Genomic DNA, 22755 nt, shown 5'->3' on the forward strand with positions numbered 1-22755 from the left:
TGTGCCCGTCAGCCGCGCGGAAGGGGGGTATAGGCGCCGCCGGGGCGGATGCTGTCGTAAAGCGCGAACTCCTGCGGGCATTTGCGGCGCAGCTTGGCAAGCGTGGCGTCGCTCAGCTCGAGCGGCATGGGGGGCGAGACGTTCTGACGGCCGATATCGACCTCGAGACCCAGACGCTCTTGCAGGAAGCTTTGAAGCCCGGCCTGATCCTCGTAGCGGAAGAGATGGGTGGCCGCCGTGCCGTTTTTCTGCGGCTCGAGGAACTTGGCCTGCGAGCCGACATTGGCGAAGGGCGGTTTTTCGCCTTGGGTATAGGCATCGACGAACGCGTCGAAGCTCATGTCATGGGCGGATTTGGGCTGCCCCTGAAGGAAGGGCCGGCGCCGGTAGCGATACCAGCTGCCCAGCCAGTCCACCGGTTCGCGCATGACCGCCAGGACATCGAGCGGAGCGCCGATGAATTTCTCGAGAGCGGGGCGGAAAAACCGATTGTAGCGGAACACCGGCGCATGCTTGAGTTCAGGCGGATCGCCGACGATCATCGCGGCATGGGGCGCCAGCGCCGCCTGATAGGCCGTGGAGCCGGTCTTCGGCACTGACAAGAACACCAGCCCGGCCTTTGAAAACACGAGCATTTTTGCCCAATCCCCCACGCGACAACAGATTTCGGCGCCTGTTTACGGCTTTTTAATCACTGCATGAAAAACTGGAGCTTGTGAACAAAATTCTTGAAATGTTCTCCTTTTGTCTCCATACCTTTTGGAACAAGAGGTGAACACAGGCAGCGATTGCCGCTCGATACAGGGTGTGAAATAAGGGACCGGAACAATGGCAACGGCAGATCTTTTGACAATGGACAGCAAGAAGAACGCGGACAAGCAAAAGGCGCTGGAAAGCGCGCTGGCGCAGATCGAACGGCAGTTCGGCAAAGGCTCGATCATGAAGATGGGATCGGACAATCCCGTTGCCGATATCGAGGCAACCTCGACCGGGTCGCTGGGGCTGGATATCGCGCTTGGAATCGGCGGTCTGCCGAAGGGCCGGATCGTCGAGATCTACGGTCCGGAAAGCTCGGGCAAGACGACGCTGACGCTGCATTGCGTGGCCGAGGAACAGAAAAAGGGCGGGGTCTGCGCATTCGTGGATGCCGAACATGCGCTCGACCCGATCTATGCGCAAAAACTGGGCGTGGATATCAACGAATTGCTGATATCGCAGCCCGATACCGGCGAGCAGTCGCTGGAGATCGTGGATACGCTGGTGCGGTCTGGCGCGGTCAGCATGATCGTCGTTGATTCGGTGGCGGCGCTGACACCCAAATCCGAGCTTGAAGGCGATATGGGCGACAGCAATGTGGGCGTGCAGGCCCGCCTGATGAGCCAGGCGATGCGCAAGTTGACCGGATCGATCAGCCGCAGCAAATGCACGGTGATCTTCATCAACCAGATCCGCATGAAGATTGGCGTGATGTTCGGCAGCCCGGAAACCACGACGGGCGGCAACGCGTTGAAATTCTACAGTTCCGTGCGTCTGGATATCCGCCGCATCGGCTCGATCAAGGACCGCGACGAGGTGGTCGGTAACGCGACACGCGTGAAGGTGGTGAAGAACAAGGTGGCCCCGCCGTTCAAGCAGGTGGAATTCGACATCATGTATGGCGAAGGCATCTCGAAAACCGGAGAGCTTCTGGACCTTGGCGTCAAGGCTGGCGTGGTGGAGAAATCGGGCAGCTGGTTCAGCTATGGCGACGAACGCATCGGTCAGGGCCGCGAGAATGCCAAGCAATTCCTCAAGGACAATCCCAAGACCGCTTACAGCATCGAGGACAAGATCCGTGCGTCGCATGGGTTGGAATTCGACATGGCCGAGCCTGATGGGGGAGATCGTGGCGGCCCGGAGGGCGACGATATCCTCGAGGCGTGACGGTCCTTCGGGACCCGAGTGAAGGTTGAAGGCCCGCGCGCATGCTTGCGCCGGGTCTTTTCCCTGGATGCGCTGGCGCTTTCTTGCGGTGGACACCGGCAACGGTGCTGGATAAACCTGCACGAACGCAAGCCCAGACCGCTCCGGATAAAGAGACACAGATGCCCACGCTCAACGACATCCGCTCGACCTTTCTGAATTTTTTCGAAAAGAACGATCATCAGATCGTCGACAGCTCGCCGCTTGTCCCGCGCAACGATCCGACCCTGATGTTCACCAATTCGGGGATGGTCCAGTTCAAGAACCTTTTCACCGGGGTCGAACATCGCGATTACAGCCGGGCGGCGACCAGTCAGAAATGCGTGCGCGCCGGCGGCAAGCACAACGATCTGGACAATGTGGGTTATACCGCGCGGCACCACACGTTTTTCGAGATGCTGGGCAATTTCAGCTTCGGAGATTACTTCAAGGAACAGGCGATCCCCTATGCCTGGGATCTGCTGACCAAGGATTTCGGCATCGACAAATCCAAGCTGCTGGTCACGGTCTATCACACCGATGACGAGGCGGCGGATATCTGGAAGAAATACGCGGGCCTGCCGGAAGAGCGGATCATCCGGATCGCCACGGATGACAATTTCTGGTCGATGGGCGCGACCGGCCCTTGCGGCCCCTGCACCGAGATTTTCTATGATCATGGCCCGCATATCTGGGGTGGCCCGCCGGGCAGCCCTGAAGAGGATGGCGACCGGTTCATCGAGATCTGGAACCTCGTTTTCATGCAGAACGAGCGGTTCGAGGATGGCACGCAGCGCGATCTGGACATGCAGTCGATCGACACCGGTATGGGGCTGGAGCGGATCGGTGCGCTGTTGCAAGGCAAGCATGACAATTACGATACCGACCTGCTGCGCGCGTTGATCGAGGCCAGCGCCAATATCACCGATGGCGCACCGGACGGCCCGGGCAACGTGCATCACCGGGTGATCGCGGATCACCTGCGGTCGACCTCGTTCCTGATTGCGGATGGGGTGATGCCGTCGAATGAGGGGCGGGGCTATGTGCTGCGGCGGATCATGCGCCGGGCGATGCGCCACGCGCATCAGCTGGGTGCGGCCGATCCGGTGATGCACCGCCTTGTGCCCAGTCTTGTGACACAGATGGGGCAGGCCTATCCGGAACTGGGGCGCGCGCAGGCGCTGATCGAGGAGACGCTGAAACTGGAGGAGACGCGGTTTCGGCAAACGCTGGATCGCGGGTTGCGGCTTCTGGATGACGAGTTGGACAAGCTGGCCAGCGATGCGCCGCTGCCGGGAGAGGCCGCGTTCAAGCTATACGATACGTTCGGTTTCCCGCTCGACCTGACGCAGGATGCGTTGCGGGAAAAGGGCCGGTCGGTGGATGTGGCAGGTTTCGATGAGGCGATGTCCGAGCAGAAGGCCAAGGCGCGCGCGGCATGGTCCGGCTCGGGCGAGGCGGCGGATGCGACGATCTGGTACGATATTGCCGAGGACAAGGGCACCACGGATTTCCTGGGCTATGACACGGAACGCGCCGAGGGGCAGATCATGGCGCTTGTGCGCGACGGTCAGCGGATCGAGGCCGCGTCACAGGGCGAAGAGGTGCAGATCGTTCTGAACCAGACGCCGTTTTATGCCGAATCCGGTGGCCAGGTGGGCGATACGGGGGTGGTGCGCACCGAAGGTGGGGCGGCACGGATCACCGACACGCGCAAGGTGGCGGGCGTCTTCCTGCATGTGGCCGAGGTGACCGAGGGGCGGATTGTGGCCGGTGAGGCCGCGCAGCTGGAGGTCGATCACACGCGGCGCACAGCGATCCGGGCCAACCATTCGGCGATGCATCTGTTGCATGAGGCGCTGCGCGAGGCGCTTGGCGATCACGTGGCACAGCGCGGATCGTTGAATGCGCCGGACCGGCTGCGGTTTGATTTTAGCCATGCCAAGGCCTTGAGCGCGGAGGAATTGGAGCGTGTGGAGGCGGATGTGAATGGGTTCATCCGCCAGAACGCATCTGTTGATACGCGGATCATGACGCCGGATGACGCGCGCGCGCTTGGGGCGCAGGCGCTGTTCGGTGAGAAATACGGCGACGAGGTGCGCGTCGTGTCGATGGGCAAGCTGGACGGGTCGGGCAAGGGCTCGGACGGGCGGACCTATTCGATCGAGCTATGTGGCGGCACGCATGTGCGCCAGACCGGGGATATCGGGGTGTTCGTGGTGACCGGCGATCAGGCGTCGAGTGCGGGTGTGCGCCGGATCGAGGCGCTGACCGGTGAGGCGGCGCGGCAGTATCTGAGTGCGCAGGCGCATCGGGTGGATGCGCTGGCCGCCGAGTTGAAGGCGCGGCCCGACGACGTGGTGACACGGGTCAAGGCGCTGATGGATGAGCGCAAGCAGTTGGCCAATGAAGTGGCGCAGCTGCGCCGCGAGCTGGCGATGGCGGGCGGCGCGGGGCAGGGCGATGGCCCTGAGATGCGCGAGATCGGCGGTGTGCCGTTCCTTGCGCAGGTGCTGCGCGGCGTGTCGGGCAAGGATCTGCCGGCGATCATCGACGAGCACAAGGCGCGGATGGGATCGGGTGCTGTGCTGCTGATTGCGGACGCCGATGGCAAGGCCGCGGTGGCGGCGGGCGTCACGCAGGATCTGACTGGCCGGGTGTCGGCGGTGGATCTGGTGCGGGCGGCCGTGCCGGTTCTGGGTGGCAAGGGCGGCGGTGGGCGGCCCGACATGGCGCAGGGCGGTGGCCCGGATGCGGGCAATGCCGAGGCGGCGATCAAGGCCGCAGAACAGATATTGGAGGGATAAGCGATGCCAGCACTCTGGATTGCGCATGTGACGGTGACAGATGCGGAGGCCTATGGCCGATATGCCGAGCTGGCGGGGCCTGCGATTGCGCAGCATGGCGGGCAGTTCATCGCCCGTGGCGGGCGCTATGTGCAGCTTGAGGGCAAGGAGCGCGCGCGCAATGTCGTGGCGCGCTTTCCGTCGATCGAGGCGGCGGAGGCGTGCTATCACAGCCCCGAATATCAAGAGGCGCTGAGCCATGCGCGCGGCGCGTCCGAGCGCGAATTGCTGATCGTCGAGACCACCGAATAGGGGCTGGCCGGCTGCGGGCTGCGCGCTATCTGCTTTCAGCGGATAAAGGAGGCGCGCGATGCGGTTTTTGCTTTTAGTTGCGATGCTTTGCCTGCCCTTGGGGGCGGTGGCGCAGGATATGTCGATGCTCAAGCAGCCCGGAGTCGTGGCGCTGATGCGGCATGCGCTGGCGGCGGGCACGGGGGATCCGGCCAATTTCGAGATCGGCGATTGCAGCACGCAGCGCAATCTGGATGCACGGGGGCGCGATCAGGCCCGGCGTGCAGGCGAGGCGATGCGGGCGGCGGGGGTGAGTTTCGATCACATCTGGACAAGCCAGTGGTGCCGGGCGCGCGAGACCGCGGAGTTGCTGGAGATCGGGGAGGTGGCCGAGCAACCGTCGCTCAATTCGTTCTTTCAGGGGCGCGGTGATCGGGCGGCGCAAACGGCCCGCACGCAAGAGATGATCGACGCGCTGCCGCAGGGGGCGCGCGTGCTGCTGGTGGGGCATTTCGTGAATATCAGCGCGCTGACCGGGGTCGGCCCCGGTTCGGGCGAGATCATCGTCGCCCGCCGCGACGGGCGCGGCGGGCTGGAGGTGGTTGGCCGGATCGAGACCGCGCCCTGAGGGCTATGCGCCTCAGGAGGATTTCGACGCGCGCTTGCGCTCATGCGGATCGAGATGCCGCTTGCGCAGGCGGATGGCGTTGGGGGTCACCTCGACCAGTTCATCGTCATCGATATAGGCGATGGCCTCTTCGAGGCTCATGGTGATGGGCGTGGTGAGGCGCACGGCCTCGTCGGTGCCTGACGCGCGCACGTTGGTGAGTTTCTTGCCCTTGAGGGGGTTCACCTCGAGATCGTTTTCGCGGCTGTGTTCGCCGATGATCATGCCCTGATAGACCTTGGCCTGAGCGCCTATGAACATGCGGCCGCGATCTTCGAGGTTCCAGAGCGCATAGGCGACCGACTCGCCGTCTTCCATGGAGATCAGCACACCGGCACGGCGGCCGGGGATCGGGCCTTTGTGGGGCGCCCAGCTGTGGAAGACCCGGTTGAGCACGCCGGTGCCGCGCGTATCGGTCAGAAACTCGCCCTGATAGCCGATGAGCCCGCGCGAGGGGACATGGGCGATGATGCGGGTCTTGCCGGCGCCGCCGGGGCGCATTTCGGCCAGTTCGCCCTTGCGCGGTCCGGTGATCTTTTCAATCACGGCACCCGAGTAATCGTCATCCACGTCGATGGTGACTTCTTCGATGGGTTCGAGCGTGTTGCCGTCGGCATCCTTGCGCAGCAGCACTTGCGGGCGCGAGATCGACAGCTCGAAGCCTTCGCGGCGCATGTTCTCGATCAAGACGCCCATCTGCAATTCGCCACGGCCCGCAACCTCGAAGGCTTCGCCGCCGGGGGTGTCGGTGACCTTGATGGCGACATTCGATTCGGCTTCTTTCATCAGGCGTTCGCGGATCACGCGCGATTGCACCTTCTTGCCGTCACGGCCCGCAAGGGGGCTGTCGTTGATCCCGAAGGTGACCGAGATGGTCGGCGGATCGATCGGCTGTGCTTCGAGCGGTTCGTCCACGGCAAGCGCGCAGATCGTGTCGGCGACGGTGGCTTTCTGCATGCCTGCGAGGCTGACGATATCGCCGGCTGCCGCTTCGTCGATGTCCTGCTGGCCAAGGCCGCGGAACGCCTGAATGCGGGTGACGCGGAATTGTTCGATCTTCTGGCCCACGCGGCTGATGGCCTGCACTGTCTGGCCCACCTTGAGGCGGCCGGTTTCGACCCGGCCCGTCAGGATGCGGCCCACGAAGGGGTCGGCGCTGAGGGTGGTGGCGAGCATGCGGAAATCGTCGTTCACGTGCTTGATCTGGCGCGGGGCGGGGACGTGATTCACGATCAGATCGAACAGCGCCGAGAGATCCTTGCGCGGTCCGGTCAATTCGGTATCGGCCCAGCCTGCGCGGCCCGAGGCGTAGAGATGCGGGAAATCCAGCTGATCTTCGTTCGCGTCGAGATTGGCGAAGAGATCGAAGCATTCATCGAGCGCACGGTCGGGTTCGGCATCGGGCTTGTCGACCTTGTTGAGCACCACGATCGGGCGCAGGCCAAGGGCAAGCGCCTTGGAGGTGACGAATTTGGTCTGCGGCATCGGGCCTTCGGCGGCATCGACCAGCAGAACGACGCCATCAACCATGCTGAGGATACGCTCGACCTCGCCGCCGAAATCGGCGTGGCCGGGGGTGTCGACGATGTTGATGCGCGTGGTCTTCCATTCGACGCTGGTGGCCTTGGCGAGGATGGTGATGCCCCGCTCACGCTCGAGGTCGTTGGAGTCCATGGCGCGTTCGTCCACGGCCTGATTGGCGCGGAAGGCGCCGGATTGTTTGAGAAGTTCGTCGACAAGCGTGGTCTTGCCATGGTCGACGTGAGCGATGATTGCGATGTTGCGCAGGTCCATTTTGGTCCGATCCCGGGGAAGTTTCCCTGCGCCCTATAGGCTGTGGGGCAGAAAAGAAAGAGGCAAAAGCGCCGCGCGGCAGGGTTGTGAGTGTGCATAAGCAAAAGGGCCACCCCGGAAGGTGGCCCTGAAATGCTGCGATGCGGCAAGATCAGAACGGGATTTCGTCGTCGATATCGCGCGAGGGGCCACGGGCCGGTTCGCCCTGCGGGCCGCCGCGGCCCGGATCGTTGTCATAGCCGCCGTAATCGCCGCTGTCCTGACCGCCGCCGTAAGAGCCGCCACCGCCGCCACCGCCGCCCGCATCGCTGCGGCCATCGAGGAAGGTCATTTCACCGGCATAGGGGCGCAGCACAACTTCGGTGCTGTAGCGATCCTGTCCGGATTGGTCCTGCCATTTGCGGGTTTCGAGCTTGCCCTCGATATAGACCTTGGAGCCTTTGCGAAGATATTGTTCGGCCAGACGCACGAGGGCTTCGTTGAAGATCGCCACGGTGTGCCATTCCGTGCGCTCGCGGCGTTCGCCGGTGGTGCGGTCTTTCCAGTTTTCGGAGGTGGCGATGCGCAGGTTGCAGACCTTGCCCCCGTTCTGGAAGGTGCGCACCTCGGGATCGCGGCCCAGATTGCCGATGAGAATTACCTTGTTGACTGAGCCGGCCATGGCGGACCTCCTTGGAACTGTCGCTTGCGTCTATGCGCAGCGTTACACCATCGCATGGGGATGAAGGAAAGGTAAATTTTGCTGAAAATTCGCATGGCTGGTCGGGAAAAACGACGCAGGCGGCTGCAGGCAACTGGAATTCATGAAGGATTCGCGTATAGTGCGCCGGAGCGAAACAGGCCGGGGGGCAGAGCGCGCATGCGGTATCTTATGGTTGCGGTGATGTCGTGCGGCATACTTATGCCGCTCATTGGCCATGCGGATGTGTTGTCGAGCAAGAACCGGGCCATGGTGTTCAAGTCGCAGACCAAGGTTCTGGATACCCGCGCCAAACAGCAATACAACAATTCGGTGCGCTTGCAGCCCCAGACGTTTCACACGCCGACCAAATGGGGAATCGAGCCGGGACCGGCTTTCGGCGGGGCCTATCGCGGGCCATATCTGGATATGGCCAAGAATGCGGCCAGGCGGCACGATGTGCCGGTTGATCTGTTCTTGCGGCTTGTGCAGCAGGAATCGGGGTGGAACCCCAAGGCGCTGTCGCACAAGGGGGCGATCGGGCTGGCGCAGTTGATGCCGGGGACGGCGCGTCTTTTGCGGGTCAATCCGCATGATCCTTACGAGAACCTCGATGGGGGTGCGCGGTATCTGGCCGAGCAGTATCGCACCTTCCGGTCATGGCCGCTGGCGCTGGCGGCGTATAATGCGGGTCCGGGGGCGGTGCAGAAATACGGCGGCGTTCCCCCGTTCAAGGAAACGCGCAACTACGTGCGGATCATCTGGGGCAACGGCTGAGCCGCGGCGGCCCCTATGGGTTAAGCCGAAAAGCCGATCTTGTAGAGATGGATTTCGTTGGCCGGGTGTTTCTCGGCGTTCACCAGCGTGCCGTTGTGGTGATTATAAAGCGCGCGCCAATAGGGCTGAATAATCACACCGTCGTCGCGCATCATGGTCTGAATGTCGCGCATCACGTCGCGGCGGGCGTCGGCATCGGTGAGCGACATGGCCTGATCCAGAAGCGCGTCGAAGGCGGGGTTGGCATAGCCGCTTTCATTCCAGGCGGCGTCCGAGCGATAGGCGAGGTTCAGGATCTGGATCGCGAGGGGCCGGTGATTCCATAAGGTGAGCGAGAAGGGAAATTCCTTCCAGTTGTCCCAGAACTCGGCGCCGGGAAGGATCACGCGGCGCGCGGAAATCCCGGCATCATTGAGCTGTGCTGCCACTGCATCGCCGGTATTGCGCTGCCATTCGTCATCCAGCGTGACCAGCGTATGCTCGAAATCGCCAAGCCCCGCCGCGCGGATATCGGCCAGCGCCTGATCGGGATCATAGGGGGCGGGGCCGAGATCGGCATGGGCGGGATGCAGGGGGCTGACATGGTCATTGGCGGCGACGGTGCCGCGCCCGGCATGGCCCAGCTCGAGGCAGATCTCGTTGTTGACGGCCAGCGCCATGGCCCGGCGCAGGGCGGCGTCGGCATAGGGGGTGGCACCGTCGATCTCGGCGCGGGCATTGGCCCGGATCACGGCGGTGGAGGCACTTTCGGTGCGGGTGCGGGTCCAGCCTATGGCGTCCATGACGTCGATGAAATCGCCCACGCTTTCATAGAGCAGGTCGATGTCCCCGTTGCGCGCGGCGTCGACCCATTTCGAGGGGTCGGTGCCGTAATCGATGAATTCGACCCGGTCCAGATAGGGTCCGCCGAAGACCTCGGTGCCCCACCACTGATGCGCGGGATCGCGTTCGAGCACGCAGCTTTTGCCGACTTCGAGGCTGACAGGCCGGAAGGGTCCTGTGCCGATGCCATGCATGAAGGGATCGCCGCCATCATAGGAGGAATGCACGAGGGCGGCGGGATAATCCGACATATTGGCGATCACGGTGATGTCAGGGGCCGACAGCTGCAAGGTCACGGTCAGATCGTCGGGCGTGCCCACCGCGCCGTCGCGCAGCTGGCCGGTCGCGGGGTCGATCAGGCCGGGAAAGCGGCTGGCCATGCCGTTGCGCGGCGCGGTGCTGTCGCACCAGCGCGCCAGATTATGCGCGACATCCGCCGAGGTGAAACGATCGCCATTGTTCCATGCGATGCCGGGGCGCAGGTTGAGCACGTAGCGGGTGGCGTCTTCGTTGACCTGCCATGTCTCGAGCAGAAGGCCGCGAAACGTGCCATCTCCATTGTATTCCACCAGATATTCCAGAAAGCCCCGGGTCTGGTTGCCCATCTCGCTCCAGTCATAGCTGCGCGGATCGCGCAGGGCCTTGACGTTTTGCTGGATGCGCAGCGTGCCGCCCTGAGCGATCGCGGTCTGGGCCGGGGCCGGGGTGGGCAAGCCGCCAAGTGCGAAAGCCGCCGCCGCCCCGACGCCAAGGCCGGTGGCACGGGTCAGAAACTCGCGCCGGTCGATGCGTCCTTCCTGTAGCGCGCGGGCGAGGGGCCGGGCGGCGGGATGGAAAGAGGCGGGGCGGCGGGGGCGTGAAGGCATGTGCTGAAATTCGCTTTCGGTTGGCGTGGGGAGACAGGCAATCAGGTGCGAGCGCGTTTATGCGTGCAAATCAGGACTCGCAGTTCCATTACACATCCCGGGCGCTGCGAGTTCAACCAAAACCGCGCTCGCCGGCTTGCGGCATCGTCGCGCCATGCGCCTCACGGCGCAGTTGGGTGGGCGTCTGTCCGGTGTGGTGCAGCATGAAACGCGAGAAATAGGCAGCACTGCGAAAGCCCAGCATGGCGGCGATGCGGTTGAACGGATGATCCGAGTGGTCCAGCAGACTGCGCGCGGCATGAAGGATGCGTTGCGTGAGAAGCTGTGACGCGCTCATGCCGGCGCATTGCCGACAGGTGCGGGTCAGATGGGTGGGTGTGACGCCAAGCGCGCGGGCGAAATCGGCCATCGGCTTGCCGGTCGCGTGGTCCCGTTCGATCAGGGCGGCATAGGCACGCACCAACCGCTCGGCAGCAGGAGGCCGGGTCGGATCGGGGTCTTGCTCGATCATGCTGCGCCGGAGCCAGACCCCGAGCAGAACGGCATGGGCGCGCATCGCCTCGTCCGAGAAGGGGCGTTGTGCCTTGTCCTCGCGCTGCATGGTTTCAAGGATCGTCGTCAATTCCGACTGTGCATGGACATCGCGCAGCCGCAAAAGCTGTGCGCTGTCGGGCATCGGCACGGCCTCGCTCGGGGGGATCGCGCAGACAAGTCCGAAGCCCAGCCGGGCCAGATCGGTGGAAAAGAGCGTGCCTGCGGGAATGATGACGGCGTTATGCACCCCGACGCCGCGGCGGATGCCATCGAGCAGGCAGCGGCCCTGACCACGGGTGATCCACAGGATGCTATGGGTGTCGTGGCTATGGGGGAGTTCGGCTTTCCAGCGGGCGGGACCGGCCCATTGGGCCAGCGTCATGATGTGCGGTTGACGTTGCATGGCCGGACAGCCCCGATTGACGAAATTTCGTCACTATATGCCCATTATTCTGATCTTGTTAATAAAAATTGTTGATAATTCACAAGTCCTGCGCGGCAATCCTGTGCCAGCCGGACATCCGGGCGCGAAACCATGTGCGTTGTCGCTTGGCGAATTGGCGGGTTGCGATGGTCGCGGCCTCGCGGGCGGTGTCAAGGCTGATGTCTCCGCGCAGATGGGCGATCAGTTCGGGGGCGCCGATTGCGCGCGACGAGGGCAGATCGGGTTGCCAGCCCGCAAGATTGGCGCGCGCCTCGTCCAGAGCGCCGGCGCGCAGCATGGCGTCGAAGCGCCGTTCGATCCGGGGCGTGAGCCAGTCCTTGTCGGCCTCGACCAGAAGGGCGGCGCAGTGATCGAGCGGCAGGAGCGGCGGGGGCGTGTCGTCCTGCCAGTCCGCAAGGCCGCGACCCGTGGCGCGCTGCACCTCCCAGGCGCGTTGCACCCGCATCGGGTTGCGCGTGTCGATCCGGTCGCGTGTGGCGGTGTCGAGATCGGCCAGAAGGGCGGCGCAGCCCTCGCGGGCCATAAGGTCATTGGCCAGCGCGCGGATCGCGGGCGGGGTCGGTGGGATCTGCGCCAGACCTTCGGTGAGGGCCGTGAAATAGAGCCCGGTGCCGCCGATGATGATCGGGCGGGGGCCATTGCGCAGCAGTGGTTCCAGATCGCGCAGCCAGTGGCCCACGGAATAGTCCCCGTCCCGCGGCACATGGCCATAGAGCCGGTGGGGGGCTGCGGCCTCGTCCTCGGGCGAGGGGCGCGCGGTGAGCACGCGCCAGTTGTCATAGACCTGAATGGCGTCGGCATTGACGATCACGCCGCCCTGATTTCGCGCGATGCGCAGGGCCAGCGCCGACTTGCCGCTGGCGGTGGGGCCGGCGATCAGCACGGGGCGATCGGGCGATATGTGGGGCAGCTGCGTCATCGGGGCGTCAGATATGCGAAATCGGGGCCCATTTCGAGAGCCATCGGCGTTTATCCTGCCGGGAACGGGTTTCGGTCATTGAACACCGGCGGGTTTTCCGACATTTTGCGCGCAATCAGAAGGCCGCACGGAGATCCGCCCATGTCAGACACTGCCCCGCCCGAAACCAGATTCCAGCGCGTTCTTCTGAAAATATCCGGCGAGGCGCTGATGGGCGATCAGGGCTATGGGCTGCATCCTCCGACGGTCGAGAGGATCGCCCGCGAGGTCAAGTCGGTGCACGATCTGGGCGTCGAGATCTGCATGGTGATCGGCGGCGGCAACATCTTTCGCGGGCTGCAAGGCTCGGCGCAGGGCATGGAGCGCACAACCGCGGATTACATGGGGATGCTGGCCACGGTGATGAACGCGCTGGCGATGCAAAGCTCGCTCGAAAAGATGGGGGTTTATTGCCGGGTGATCTCGGCCATTCGGATGGACGAGGTGGCAGAGCCGTATATCCGCCGCCGTGCTGTCCGCCATCTGGAGAAAAAGCGTGTCTGCATATTTGCGGCGGGTACGGGCAATCCTTATTTCACGACCGATACCGCGGCCACGCTGCGCGCCAACGAGATGGCCTGTGAGGCGATTTTCAAGGGCACCAAGGTGGATGGCGTTTACGACAGGGATCCGATGACCAATCCGGATGCCAAGCGCTATGACCGGATCAGCTATGACGATGTGCTGGCCCAGCATCTGCAGGTGATGGACGCCAGCGCGATTGCGCTGGCGCGCGACAACAACCTGCCGATCATCGTCTTCAGTCTGGACGAGCCGGGCGGCTTCAAGGGCATCCTTGCGGGCCACGGCACCTATACAACCGTGCATGGCTGAGGCAAAAGAGACCAACAAAGACGCGAATGCCGCAAGAAGGAACCGATGAACATGGCGGAAGAGTTCGAACTGGACACGGGTGATTTGCAACGGCGCATGGAGGGCGCCATGGGGGCGTTGAAGACGGAATTCGCCTCGTTGCGCACGGGGCGCGCGTCGGCGTCGATCCTCGAGCCGGTGATGGTAGATGCCTATGGGCAGCGGACCCCGATCAACCAAGTCGGCACGGTCAACGTGCCCGAGTCGCGCATGGTGACGATCAATGTCTGGGACAAGGGACTGGTCGGCAAGGTGGAAAAGGCGATCCGCGAAAGCGGGCTGGGGATCAACCCGCAGCTCAACGGAACGATCATCATGCTGCCGATCCCCGAATTGAACGAGGAGCGCCGCAAGGAGCTGACCAAGGTCGCGGCCCAATATGCCGAACACGCGCGCGTGGCCGTGCGCAACGTGCGCCGCGACGGCATGGACCAGATCAAGAAGGCCAAGGCAGACGGCATGTCCGAGGATGACCAGAAGTTCTGGGAATCCGAAGTGCAGGACCTGACCAACAAGTTTATCGCCCAGGTCGACGAGGCGCTTGAGACCAAGCAAGCCGAGATCATGCAGGTGTGACGATGAAGGATTGCGACATGGCGAGGAACAGCCCCCCGACCGGTGGACCGCGCCATGTGGCGATCATCATGGATGGCAATGGCAGATGGGCGCAGGCGCGCGGACGGCCGCGCCTTTTCGGGCATCACGCAGGCGCCCGGCGCGTGCGCGACATCGTCAGCGCCTGCCCGGAACTGGGCGTGGATTACCTGACGATCTTTGCCTTCTCGACCGAGAACTGGAAGCGCACCCAGACCGAGGTGTCGGGGCTGATGGCGCTGTTCCGGCGGTATATCATCAAGGAAATGCAGGAATTCGTGAAGGAAAACGTGCGGGTGCGCTTCATCGGGGATCGTCGGCGGCTGGATCGGTCCTTGCAGGACCTGATGGATGAGGCCGAGACGATGACGAGCCATTGCACCCGTCTCAACCTGACCATCGCATTGAATTACGGCGGGCGCGACGAGGTGGCACGGGCCACCAAGCGGCTGGCGCAGGATGTGGCGCTTGGGCGGCTCGATCCGGAGGCCGTGGATGAGGAAACCCTGCCCAAGTATCTGGATACCTGCGTTCTGCCGGATCCCGAGCTGGTCATCCGCACCAGCGGCGAGGCGCGGATCTCCAACTTCCTGCTGTGGCAATCGGCCTATTCGGAATATGAATTCATCGATACGCTCTGGCCGGATTTCACCAAGGACATCTTTACCGACGTGCTCCGGAGTTATGGCGCGCGCGAGCGGCGTTTCGGCGCCGTCATCGGATGAGTTCATCGGCCCGCTGGTCCGACCTTGCGCCGCGGCTTTTGTCGGGGCTGGCGATGGCTGTGGCGGGTGCGGTGGCGCTGTGGTCGGGGGGCTGGATCTTCAAGGGCATGATCTGTGCGCTGGCCGGTCTGATGACGTGGGAGGCCGCGCGCATGCTCGGCGCCAAGGGGGTTGTCGGGCTTGGGCTTTTGTCGGCTGTGGCGCTGGCGCTTGCGTTGCTGCTGCCGGGGATGGTCGTGCTGCCGGCGCTGGCGGCGGCGGCGCTGGTGGGGGCCACGCAAGCGGGGCGCGAGGGCGGGGTCTATGCCGTGTTCGTGCTGTGGGTTCTGCTGGGCTGCTATGGTTTCGGCGTTTTGCTGGACGCGGCTGGCCTTGGCTGGATCGCGTGGCTGGTGCTGGTGGTGGTGGTGTCGGATGTGGCGGGCTATTTCGCGGGCCGCATTTTGGGCGGGCCGAAATTCTGGCCGCGCTTCAGCCCCAAGAAAACCTGGTCCGGCACGCTGGCGGGTTGGGCCGGGGCGGGGATCGTCGGCTTGGTCTTTGCCGAGCCGCTCGGGGCAGGGGCGGGGCTTGTCGTGATCTCGATGCTGGTGGGCTTCGCCGGGCAGATGGGCGACATCGCGGAAAGTGCTGTGAAGCGGCGCACCGGGGTGAAGGACAGCTCCGCTCTCATTCCGGGGCATGGGGGCGTGCTTGACAGGTTCGATGCGATGCTGGGCGCTGCGATGATGGTGATGATCTTGTGGATGGCCGGCGTGATGCCGGGGCTGACATGAAGCGGGTGACGATTCTTGGGGCCACCGGGTCCATCGGGCAGAACACGCTGGACCTGATCCGTCGTGCGCCACAGGAGTTCGAGGTGGTGGCGCTGACCGGCGGGCGCAATATCGCGCAGTTGGCGGCCGATGCGAGGGAGTTCCGCGCAAACCTTGCGGTCACGGCGCATGACGACTTGCTGGACGATCTGCGCGCGGCGCTCGCGGGATCGGGGATCGAGGCCACATCGGGCGCACAGGCGCTGATCGAGGCAGCGGCCCGGCCTGCGGATTGGGTGATGTCGGCGATCGTGGGGGCGGCAGGGCTGCCACCGGGGCTGACAGCGCTTGAGCAGGGCGCGACACTGGCGCTGGCCAACAAGGAATCGCTGGTGGCGGCAGGCCCGCTTCTGATGGCGACGGCGGCACGGAACGGCGCGCGCATCCTGCCGGTGGACAGCGAGCATTCGGCGATTTTTCAGGCGCTGGTGGGCGAGGATATGGAGGCCGTGCGCCGGGTCATCATCACCGCGAGCGGCGGCGCGTTCCGCGACTGGCCGATGGAGCGGCTGGCGGGGGCCACGATCGAAGAGGCCTCGACCCATCCCAATTGGGATATGGGGCAGCGGATCACGATCGACTCGGCGTCGATGTTCAACAAGGCGCTCGAGATGATCGAGGCGCGGGAATTCTTCGCGCTGGACCCGGACAAGATCGAGGTGCTTGTGCATCCCGAATCCCTTGTCCACGCGCTTGTCGGCTTTTGCGATGGCGGGCTCATGGCCCATGTCGGCCCACCCGATATGCGACACGCCATCGGCTATGCGCTGAACTGGCCCGAGCGACGCGAGCTGCCCGTAGAGGCGCTGGATCTGGCCGCCACGGGACAGTTGACGTTCCGCGCGCCCGATATGGCGCGCTATCCCGCCTTGCGACTGGCCCGCGAGGTGATGCGGGCGCGCGGGTTGAGCGGGGCGGTGTTCAACGGCGCCAAAGAACGCGCGCTGGATCATTTCATCGCGGGCCGCATCGGATTTCTGGCGATGAGCGCCATCGTGGAAGAGGTTTTGACCCGTCTGTCGGCGGATAAAGGCCTTATTGATGCCGAGATCACCCTTGATACCGTGATGCATCTGGACCACCTCTCACGGATATGCGCCGACGAGGTGGCGCAAAAGCAGAGCAGATAGGACAGCGATCTTGGACAGCGTAGCGTTTTTGCCGCAATTCGGCGGTCTCTTCATGACAATTCTGGCTTTCGTGGTCGCCCTGTCGGCGATCGTCGCGGTGCATGAATACGGCCACTACATCGTCGGTCGCTGGTCGGGCATCAAGGCGGATGTGTTCTCGATCGGGTTCGGGCCGGTCATCTGGTCGCGGATGGACAAGCACGGCACCCGCTGGCAGGTGGCGCTGCTGCCGTTTGGGGGCTTCGTGAAGTTTCGGGGCGATGCGGATGCCGCGAGCGCCACGGCCGAGGGCGCGCTTTATCAGATGAGCCCGGAAGAACGGCGGCAGACCATGCATGGCGCGCCATTATGGGCGCGCACGGCGACGGTGGCTGCGGGTCCGGTGTTCAATTTCGTGCTGTCCATTCTGGTTTTTGCCACGATCATGATGACCCAAGGCAAGGTGGCCGAGCCTTTGGCGGTGGGAGAGTTGAAGCCGCTGCCGGTCGAGGGCATCACCCTGCAGCCGGGAGACGCGCTGCTGAACGTGGCTGGGATCGATGTGCCCGATTTCGGCAACCCGGATGTGTTCGATCCGTTCATGGATCAATTGCCGACCGAGCCGCTGCTGGATTACGTGGTGCTGCGCGATGGTCAGGAGGTGACCGTTCAAGGCCCCTATCCGCTGCCGCCGCTGGTGGCGCAGCTTGCCCCGCAATCCGCCGCCTTCGAGATCAACATGCGCCCGGGCGATGTGATCACCGCCGTGGACGGCACGCCGATTCATGCGTTTTCCGAACTCAAGGAGGTGGTCGAAAGTTCGGACGGGAGGCCCCTTGCGCTGAAGGTCTGGCGCGAGGGTGAGACACTGGATTTCGTGCTCGAGCCGCGGCGCGTGGACGAGCCGCAACCCGATGGCGGGTTCGAGACGCAATGGCGCATCGGGATCGCGGGGGCACTGGCCTTTGATCCCGCGACCGAGCGGCTTGGCCCCGTGGAGGCGGTGCAGCGCGGTGCGGTGCAGGTCTGGGACATCATCGAGGGGTCGATGTCGGGCCTGTATCACATGATCACCGGGGCGATCAGCAGTTGTAACATGTCGGGGCCCATCGGGATTGCCGAAGTGTCTGGCGCGATGGCCAGTCAGGGCGCGCAGAGCTTCATCTGGTTCATCGCCGTGTTGTCCACCGCGGTCGGATTGCTGAACCTGTTCCCGATCCCGGTTCTGGATGGCGGGCATCTGGCGTTTTACGCCTATGAGGCCGTGTCGGGCAAACCGCCGAGTGACCGGGCGCTGCGCATCCTGATGACCTTGGGCCTGACGCTCATTCTGAGCCTGATGGCCTTTGCGCTCTATAACGATATCTTCTGCTGATCGTCGGCGCGGTCATCAGGGTCACGATCACGACCAGGGGCGTCGCGGCACGGTCCGCGGCGCCTTGAAAATGCCGAAATCCTGTCCTGGCCGTCGCCATAATGGGTCTGCATCCATGGAGGACAAGATCTGGCAGGACCAAGACCATGCAACACATCAAACGCGGATATCGGGGGCTCAGCCTTCTGGTCAATCTGAACTGGGACCGGATTCTGTATCTGGCGACCATCACGGTGGCGTTGCTGGCAGGTGGGTTCATCGGCTCGCTGTGACGCCTGCGCCGCATCGGGACAGCGGCGCATCAATTTTGTCAGGCAAACTTGCTCTCCCAGTTTTGACAAGCCTTTCCAGACCGGATACTGACATCTGTGATAGGGATGTTGGACCGGATATTACGACATGGAAATAAAGCACCAGCGCCGCGTCTTCAGCGGGGGGATTTCGCCAAGCCTCGTTAAGACCCTCCGGGCCTTTGGCCTTGTCATGGTGACATTCGCCGTTCTGGCGTTTGCCGGTGTGGCCTCGGCGCAGTCCTATCGGTTCAGCACCGTCGAGATCGAAGGCAACCAGCGGGTCGAGGCCGGCACGATTCTCAGCTATGCGGGGATCGAGCGGGGGCAGACGGTGTCCGCAGCCGAATTGAACGATGCCTACCAGAAAATCCTTGCGTCCGGGTTGTTCGAAAGCGTGACGATCGAGCCGCGCGGCAATCGGCTTTTCATCAGTGTCGTTGAATACCCGACCATCAACCGCATCGCCTTCGAGGGGAACCGACGGCTGAAGGATGAGGATCTCGAGGGCTTTGTCCAAAGCCGGGTGCGACAGGTCTTCAGCCCGACACAGGCCGAGCGGGACGCAGCAACCCTCACCGAAGCCTATGCGCAGAACGGGCGCTTGTCGGCGCGGGTGTCGCCCAAGGTGATCCGCCGCAGCGATAATCGTGTCGACCTCGTGTTCGAGATTTTCGAAGGCGGCAAGATCGAAGTGCAGCGCATCGGTTTTGTCGGCAACAAGGCGTTTTCCGATCGCCGCCTGCGGCGCGTGATCGACAGCAAGCAAGCCGGTCTGCTGCGCGCGCTGATCGAACGGGACACCTTTGTCGAGGACCGGATCGAGTTCGACAGGCAGGTTCTGACGGATTTCTACCAGTCGCGCGGTTATGTGGATTTTCGGGTCACGGGCACGAATGCGGAATTGGCGCGGGAGCGTGACGCCTATTTCGTGACGTTCAACATCCAGGAAGGCCAGCAATTCACCTTCGGTGAGATCACCACAATCAGCGATTTGCCGGAAGTCGATCCCGACGTCTATCAGGCCGTGCTCAAGCTCAGACCCGGCATGGTCTATTCGCCCACCCGCGTGGAAAACGCGATCTCGCGGATGGAGCGTCTGGCGATCAAGGAGGGTGTGGATTTCCTGCGGGTGGAGCCGCGGATCTCGCGCAATGACAGGGATCTGACGCTGGACGTCGAATTCGCGCTGGTGCGCGGTCCGAGAGTCTTTGTGGAGCGGATCGACATCGAGGGCAACACGACAACGGTGGATCAGGTGATCCGGCGTCAGTTCGACGTGGTCGAGGGCGATCCGTTCAACCCGCGCCAGATCCGCGAAGCCGCGGAGCGGATCCGCGCGCTGCGGTATTTCTCGGATGTTGAAGTGGATGCGCGCGAAGGCTCGCGGCCCGATCAGGTGGTTGTGGATGTCAATGTCGAGGAAACCACGACAGGCTCGCTCAGCTTCGGCGGCAGCTATTCGACCAATAGCGGTCTTGGCATCAGCGTGGGCTTCAGCGAACGCAACTTCATGGGGCGCGGTCAGGAGCTGACCGCTCAGATCGCCGCGGCTGAAAACAACGCCAATTACAATATCAGCTTTGTCGAGCCTGCTTTCCTTGGCCGCGATGTGGCGTTCGGGCTGGACTTTGCACTGATCGAATCCGACAGTGATTTCAGCCTGTTCAACACGACGACGGGCATTTTCCGGCCCAGCCTGACCTTCCCGGTGAGTGAAAACGGCCGTCTGTCGCTGTTCTATGACGCGAGCTATGACGAGATGACCGATTACCGTGGTTTCTCGAGCGTCCTGCGGTCGGAGGTGGCACGGAAAGGCCTGTGGTCAAGCGGCATCGGCTATGAATACACCTATGACACGCGCCGGGGCGGGCTTGATCCGAACTCGGGCGTGCTGTTGTCCTTCGGGCAGGAATTCGCCGGGCTTGGTGGGGATACGGAATTCATCAAGACCAATGCCCGTGTCATCGCGCAGACCATGGTTCTGAACGAGGAGGTCACCCTGCGGGCGACGCTGGAAGGTGGCGCGCTCGATTTCCAGAAGGAGACCAGCCGTGCGGTGGATCGCTTCAGCTCGCAAGTGATGCGCGGCTTCGAGCCGAACGGGATGGGGCCGATAGAAGGGACAGAGCATCTGGGTGGCGACTTCTACGCGGTGGCCAAGTTCGAGGCCGAATTCCCCTTGGGCCTGCCGGAAGAATACGGGATTTCCGGGGGGGCCTTCTATGATGTGGGGAGCATCTGGGGTCTGGATACGCGCAATGCCACGGGCCTGATCCGCTCCAAGGGCTTCAAGGCGCGTCATGTGGTCGGCGTGTCGATGTTCTGGGCATCACCCTTCGGTCCGCTGCGGCTGAACTGGTCGACGGCGCTTGAAAAAGAGCCGGGAGATATCGAGCAGACATTCGATCTGACTGTCAGGACGGAGTTCTGAGCCCTCGGATGACGGGTCTGGCATTTCTCAGGAGAGTGGCGGTTTCTGTCGGGTTGGGGATCACGATGCTGGCCGGGGTGCAGGCTTCGGCGCAATCCATCGGCGTGGTGCAAAGCGATGTGCTGGTGGTCAACCCCGATCTGCTCTTTGCCGAGACCCGGCTGGGTCAGCGTATGACCGATGAATTGCAGGCCGAAAGAGACGCGCTGATCGCGCTGAACCGGGATCTCGAACAGCAGCTTGAAAGCGAAGAGAAGGCGCTGACAGAATTGCGCGCCGAGACCAGCCCGGAAGAGTTTCGCCGTATGGCGGATAGTTTCGACCGGAAAGTGCAGCAAATCCGCGAGGATAGCGAACGCCGCGTGCGCGACCTAGAGCGCAGCCGGTCTCAGGCGCCTGTGGCCTTCATGCGCATTGTCGAGCCGATCCTGATCGAGATCATGCGCGATGCAGATGCCGCCGTGATCCTTGACAGCCGTGCCACGCTGCTCGGTGTAGATGCGGTGGATATCACCGCCCTTGCGATTTCGAGGGTGGATGAGACGATCGGCGACACAATGCCACCCGAGCTGATGAGAGGACCGCAAGCTGCGCCGGATGACACATCTTCTGGCGCCGAGTGACCTTGCCGCCCTCTGGCCGCTTGCCCATGACAGGTTGACTTGCTAGGGACATGGCAAGCCTGCACATCGAAGGAATGCATCATGACCGAGCCGCTGAAATCCGCGGATATCCAGCTGATCCAAGCGCTTATCCCGCACCGCTATCCGTTTCTGCTGATCGACAAGGTGGTCGATATCGATGGCTGCACATCGGCGCGCGGGATCAAGAACGTCACGATCAACGAGCCGCATTTTCAGGGGCATTTCCCCGGCAAGCCGATCATGCCGGGGGTCACCATCGTCGAGGCGATGGCCCAGACCGCCGCTGTCATGGTCGGGACTGCCATGGGCATGGAAGGCCGCGACCTGCTGGTCTATTTCATGGCGATCGACAATTGCAAATTCCGCCGCATGGTCGTGCCGGGAGATGTGCTCGAATTGAAGCTGACAACGTTGCGTGGCAAGCCCGGCGGCAAAGTGTGGAAATTCGCCGGCGTGGCCGAGGTCGAGGGTGAGATCGTCACCGAGGCCGAATTCACCGCCATGATGGATTTGCCCAAGGAGTGACGCCGATGCCGCAACTGGCGGAAACCTTCATTCACCCGACCGCGCTTGTCGAAGAGGGCGCGGTTTTGGGGACCGGCTGTCATGTAGGCCCGTTTTGCCATGTCGGCCCGGATGTCCGGCTTGGTGATCGCGTCGTGCTGAAATCGCATGTCGTGGTGGCCGGTGACACGGTGATCGGCGAGGATACGGTGATTTTCCCCTTCGCCTGCATCGGGGAGGTGCCGCAAGACCTGAAATTCAAGGGCGAACGGACACGGTTGGTGATCGGCGCGCGCAACCGCATTCGCGAGCATGTGACGATGAATACCGGCACCGAAGGCGGCGGCGGGGAAACCCGCGTGGGCGATGACGGACTGTTCATGGCAGGCTGTCACGTTGCGCATGACGTTAATTTGGGCAACCGGGTCATCATCGTGAACAACGCGGCGCTTGCCGGGCATTGCGTGTTGGAGGACGATGTCATCATCGGCGGCCTGTCGGGTGTGCATCAATTCGTGCGCATCGGTCAGGGCGCGATCATCGGGGCGGTCACGATGGTGACCAATGACGTGATCCCTTACGGTCTGGTGCAGGCGCCGCGCGGTGAATTGGACGGGCTGAACCTTGTGGGGCTCAAGCGGCGCGGTGTGCCACGCGCGGATATCACCGCGCTGAGGGCGGCGTTTCAGATGCTGGCACAGGGCGAAGGCGCGTTTCAGGATCGCGCCCGGCGCCTTGGGGACGAGACCGAAAGCGACTATGTGCGCCAGATCGTCGACTTCGTGACGGGGGCGAGCGACCGGTCGTTCCTGACACCGGGCGCGGGCTGAGC

General features: G+C 63.3%; 22 protein-coding genes. 16 read left to right on the forward strand and 6 right to left on the reverse strand.

The window, feature by feature from the left end; all coding sequences use genetic code 11:
* Positions 1-8: 8 nt before the first annotated feature.
* Entirely contained in the window at positions 9-635 is a 627-nt protein-coding gene (locus tag RAZWK3B_RS13420; RefSeq protein WP_007815995.1) for a hypothetical protein, read from the reverse strand.
* Between the two features lie 193 nt (positions 636-828).
* On the opposite strand from RAZWK3B_RS13420, the gene recA reads away from it, so the two are divergent.
* From recA to RAZWK3B_RS13440, 4 genes are all read left to right on the forward strand, one after another.
* The gene (gene recA, locus RAZWK3B_RS13425) at positions 829-1923 is read left to right on the forward strand and encodes a recombinase RecA (RefSeq protein WP_007815996.1); all 1095 of its coding nucleotides are present in this window, start codon (positions 829-831) and stop codon (positions 1921-1923) included.
* Between the two features lie 161 nt (positions 1924-2084).
* Positions 2085-4748, forward strand: coding sequence for an alanine--tRNA ligase (alaS, locus tag RAZWK3B_RS13430; protein WP_007815997.1), 2664 nt, complete (start codon positions 2085-2087; stop codon positions 4746-4748).
* Between the two features lie 3 nt (positions 4749-4751).
* Positions 4752-5039, forward strand: a complete 288-nt coding sequence (locus tag RAZWK3B_RS13435; protein WP_007815998.1) for a DUF1330 domain-containing protein — start codon at positions 4752-4754, stop codon at positions 5037-5039.
* A gap of 58 nt (positions 5040-5097) precedes the next feature.
* A complete protein-coding gene (locus tag RAZWK3B_RS13440) occupies positions 5098-5646 on the forward strand; it encodes a histidine phosphatase family protein (RefSeq protein WP_007815999.1) in 549 nt (182 codons plus the stop codon).
* A 12-nt stretch (positions 5647-5658) separates the two neighbouring features.
* On the opposite strand, the gene typA is transcribed toward RAZWK3B_RS13440, so the two are convergent.
* Both typA and ssb read right to left on the reverse strand, forming a co-directional pair.
* Entirely contained in the window at positions 5659-7479 is a 1821-nt protein-coding gene (typA, locus tag RAZWK3B_RS13445) for a translational GTPase TypA (RefSeq protein WP_007816000.1), read from the reverse strand.
* Positions 7480-7630: 151 nt separating this feature from the next.
* Complete coding sequence (gene ssb, locus RAZWK3B_RS13450; protein WP_007816001.1) at positions 7631-8140, reverse strand: single-stranded DNA-binding protein; 510 nt, start codon at positions 8138-8140, stop codon at positions 7631-7633.
* Positions 8141-8338: 198 nt separating this feature from the next.
* Here ssb and RAZWK3B_RS13455 point away from each other — a divergent pair, with 198 nt between their 5' ends.
* The gene (locus tag RAZWK3B_RS13455) at positions 8339-8935 is read left to right on the forward strand and encodes a lytic transglycosylase domain-containing protein (RefSeq protein WP_007816002.1); all 597 of its coding nucleotides are present in this window, start codon (positions 8339-8341) and stop codon (positions 8933-8935) included.
* Between the two features lie 20 nt (positions 8936-8955).
* Here RAZWK3B_RS13455 and RAZWK3B_RS13460 read toward each other — a convergent pair whose 3' ends face one another.
* The 3 genes from RAZWK3B_RS13460 to miaA all read right to left on the reverse strand — a co-directional run bounded on the left by RAZWK3B_RS13460 (position 8956) and on the right by miaA (position 12521).
* Positions 8956-10623 (reverse strand): ABC transporter substrate-binding protein, encoded by a 1668-nt coding sequence (locus tag RAZWK3B_RS13460; RefSeq protein WP_007816003.1) that lies wholly within the window; start codon positions 10621-10623, stop codon positions 8956-8958.
* A 112-nt stretch (positions 10624-10735) separates the two neighbouring features.
* Positions 10736-11560 (reverse strand): AraC family transcriptional regulator, encoded by an 825-nt coding sequence (locus tag RAZWK3B_RS13465; RefSeq protein WP_037295817.1) that lies wholly within the window; start codon positions 11558-11560, stop codon positions 10736-10738.
* Between the two features lie 79 nt (positions 11561-11639).
* Positions 11640-12521, reverse strand: a complete 882-nt coding sequence (miaA, locus tag RAZWK3B_RS13470) for a tRNA (adenosine(37)-N6)-dimethylallyltransferase MiaA (protein ID WP_007816005.1) — start codon at positions 12519-12521, stop codon at positions 11640-11642.
* 141 nt (positions 12522-12662) lie between these two features.
* Between miaA and pyrH the strand changes: the two genes are divergently transcribed.
* From pyrH to lpxA, 11 genes are all read left to right on the forward strand, one after another.
* On the forward strand, positions 12663-13394 hold the full coding sequence (gene pyrH / locus RAZWK3B_RS13475; protein ID WP_007816006.1) for a UMP kinase: 732 nt from the start codon (positions 12663-12665) through the stop codon (positions 13392-13394).
* Positions 13395-13445: 51 nt separating this feature from the next.
* Positions 13446-14009 carry a ribosome recycling factor gene (frr, locus tag RAZWK3B_RS13480; protein WP_037295868.1) on the forward strand — a complete coding sequence of 188 codons (564 nt, stop codon included), beginning with the start codon at positions 13446-13448 and terminating at the stop codon, positions 14007-14009.
* A 17-nt stretch (positions 14010-14026) separates the two neighbouring features.
* The gene (gene uppS / locus RAZWK3B_RS13485; RefSeq protein ID WP_007816008.1) at positions 14027-14752 is read left to right on the forward strand and encodes an undecaprenyl pyrophosphate synthase; all 726 of its coding nucleotides are present in this window, start codon (positions 14027-14029) and stop codon (positions 14750-14752) included.
* A complete protein-coding gene (locus tag RAZWK3B_RS13490) occupies positions 14749-15528 on the forward strand; it encodes a phosphatidate cytidylyltransferase (RefSeq protein ID WP_007816009.1) in 780 nt (259 codons plus the stop codon). The genes uppS and RAZWK3B_RS13490 overlap by 4 nt, the downstream gene beginning before the upstream one ends.
* Positions 15525-16697, forward strand: coding sequence for a 1-deoxy-D-xylulose-5-phosphate reductoisomerase (gene dxr, locus RAZWK3B_RS13495; RefSeq protein ID WP_037295818.1), 1173 nt, complete (start codon positions 15525-15527; stop codon positions 16695-16697). The genes RAZWK3B_RS13490 and dxr overlap by 4 nt, the downstream gene beginning before the upstream one ends.
* A 10-nt stretch (positions 16698-16707) precedes the next feature.
* The gene (gene rseP, locus RAZWK3B_RS13500; RefSeq protein WP_007816011.1) at positions 16708-18051 is read left to right on the forward strand and encodes an RIP metalloprotease RseP; all 1344 of its coding nucleotides are present in this window, start codon (positions 16708-16710) and stop codon (positions 18049-18051) included.
* A gap of 146 nt (positions 18052-18197) precedes the next feature.
* Positions 18198-18323, forward strand: a complete 126-nt coding sequence (locus RAZWK3B_RS21850) for a hypothetical protein (RefSeq protein WP_007816012.1) — start codon at positions 18198-18200, stop codon at positions 18321-18323.
* Between the two features lie 127 nt (positions 18324-18450).
* Positions 18451-20775: an outer membrane protein assembly factor BamA gene (bamA, locus tag RAZWK3B_RS13505; protein ID WP_007816013.1), complete on the forward strand. Its 2325-nt coding sequence runs from the start codon at positions 18451-18453 to the stop codon at positions 20773-20775.
* A gap of 8 nt (positions 20776-20783) precedes the next feature.
* Complete coding sequence (locus RAZWK3B_RS13510; RefSeq protein WP_198133292.1) at positions 20784-21398, forward strand: OmpH/Skp family outer membrane protein; 615 nt, start codon at positions 20784-20786, stop codon at positions 21396-21398.
* 81 nt (positions 21399-21479) lie between these two features.
* The gene (gene fabZ / locus RAZWK3B_RS13515; protein WP_007816015.1) at positions 21480-21944 is read left to right on the forward strand and encodes a 3-hydroxyacyl-ACP dehydratase FabZ; all 465 of its coding nucleotides are present in this window, start codon (positions 21480-21482) and stop codon (positions 21942-21944) included.
* 5 nt (positions 21945-21949) lie between these two features.
* Positions 21950-22753, forward strand: a complete 804-nt coding sequence (gene lpxA, locus RAZWK3B_RS13520; RefSeq protein ID WP_007816017.1) for an acyl-ACP--UDP-N-acetylglucosamine O-acyltransferase — start codon at positions 21950-21952, stop codon at positions 22751-22753.
* Positions 22754-22755: the final 2 nt, after the last annotated feature.

Origin of the sequence: Roseobacter sp. AzwK-3b (assembly GCF_000170875.1) — a bacterium.
GTDB lineage: Bacteria > Pseudomonadota > Alphaproteobacteria > Rhodobacterales > Rhodobacteraceae > Roseovarius > Roseovarius litoreus.

Coding starts and splice junctions, on each gene's coding strand:
- RAZWK3B_RS13420 (WP_007815995.1), bottom strand. CDS start 635: ATGCTCGTGTTTTCAAAGGCCGGGCTGGTGTTCTTGTCAGTGCCGAAG.
- recA (WP_007815996.1), top strand. CDS start 829: ATGGCAACGGCAGATCTTTTGACAATGGACAGCAAGAAGAACGCGGAC.
- alaS (WP_007815997.1), top strand. CDS start 2,085: ATGCCCACGCTCAACGACATCCGCTCGACCTTTCTGAATTTTTTCGAA.
- RAZWK3B_RS13435 (WP_007815998.1), top strand. CDS start 4,752: ATGCCAGCACTCTGGATTGCGCATGTGACGGTGACAGATGCGGAGGCC.
- RAZWK3B_RS13440 (WP_007815999.1), top strand. CDS start 5,098: ATGCGGTTTTTGCTTTTAGTTGCGATGCTTTGCCTGCCCTTGGGGGCG.
- typA (WP_007816000.1), bottom strand. CDS start 7,479: ATGGACCTGCGCAACATCGCAATCATCGCTCACGTCGACCATGGCAAG.
- ssb (WP_007816001.1), bottom strand. CDS start 8,140: ATGGCCGGCTCAGTCAACAAGGTAATTCTCATCGGCAATCTGGGCCGC.
- RAZWK3B_RS13455 (WP_007816002.1), top strand. CDS start 8,339: ATGCGGTATCTTATGGTTGCGGTGATGTCGTGCGGCATACTTATGCCG.
- RAZWK3B_RS13460 (WP_007816003.1), bottom strand. CDS start 10,623: ATGCCTTCACGCCCCCGCCGCCCCGCCTCTTTCCATCCCGCCGCCCGG.
- RAZWK3B_RS13465 (WP_037295817.1), bottom strand. CDS start 11,560: ATGCAACGTCAACCGCACATCATGACGCTGGCCCAATGGGCCGGTCCC.
- miaA (WP_007816005.1), bottom strand. CDS start 12,521: ATGACGCAGCTGCCCCACATATCGCCCGATCGCCCCGTGCTGATCGCC.
- pyrH (WP_007816006.1), top strand. CDS start 12,663: ATGTCAGACACTGCCCCGCCCGAAACCAGATTCCAGCGCGTTCTTCTG.
- frr (WP_037295868.1), top strand. CDS start 13,446: ATGGCGGAAGAGTTCGAACTGGACACGGGTGATTTGCAACGGCGCATG.
- uppS (WP_007816008.1), top strand. CDS start 14,027: ATGGCGAGGAACAGCCCCCCGACCGGTGGACCGCGCCATGTGGCGATC.
- RAZWK3B_RS13490 (WP_007816009.1), top strand. CDS start 14,749: ATGAGTTCATCGGCCCGCTGGTCCGACCTTGCGCCGCGGCTTTTGTCG.
- dxr (WP_037295818.1), top strand. CDS start 15,525: ATGAAGCGGGTGACGATTCTTGGGGCCACCGGGTCCATCGGGCAGAAC.
- RAZWK3B_RS21850 (WP_007816012.1), top strand. CDS start 18,198: ATGCAACACATCAAACGCGGATATCGGGGGCTCAGCCTTCTGGTCAAT.
- bamA (WP_007816013.1), top strand. CDS start 18,451: ATGGAAATAAAGCACCAGCGCCGCGTCTTCAGCGGGGGGATTTCGCCA.
- RAZWK3B_RS13510 (WP_198133292.1), top strand. CDS start 20,784: ATGACGGGTCTGGCATTTCTCAGGAGAGTGGCGGTTTCTGTCGGGTTG.
- fabZ (WP_007816015.1), top strand. CDS start 21,480: ATGACCGAGCCGCTGAAATCCGCGGATATCCAGCTGATCCAAGCGCTT.
- lpxA (WP_007816017.1), top strand. CDS start 21,950: ATGCCGCAACTGGCGGAAACCTTCATTCACCCGACCGCGCTTGTCGAA.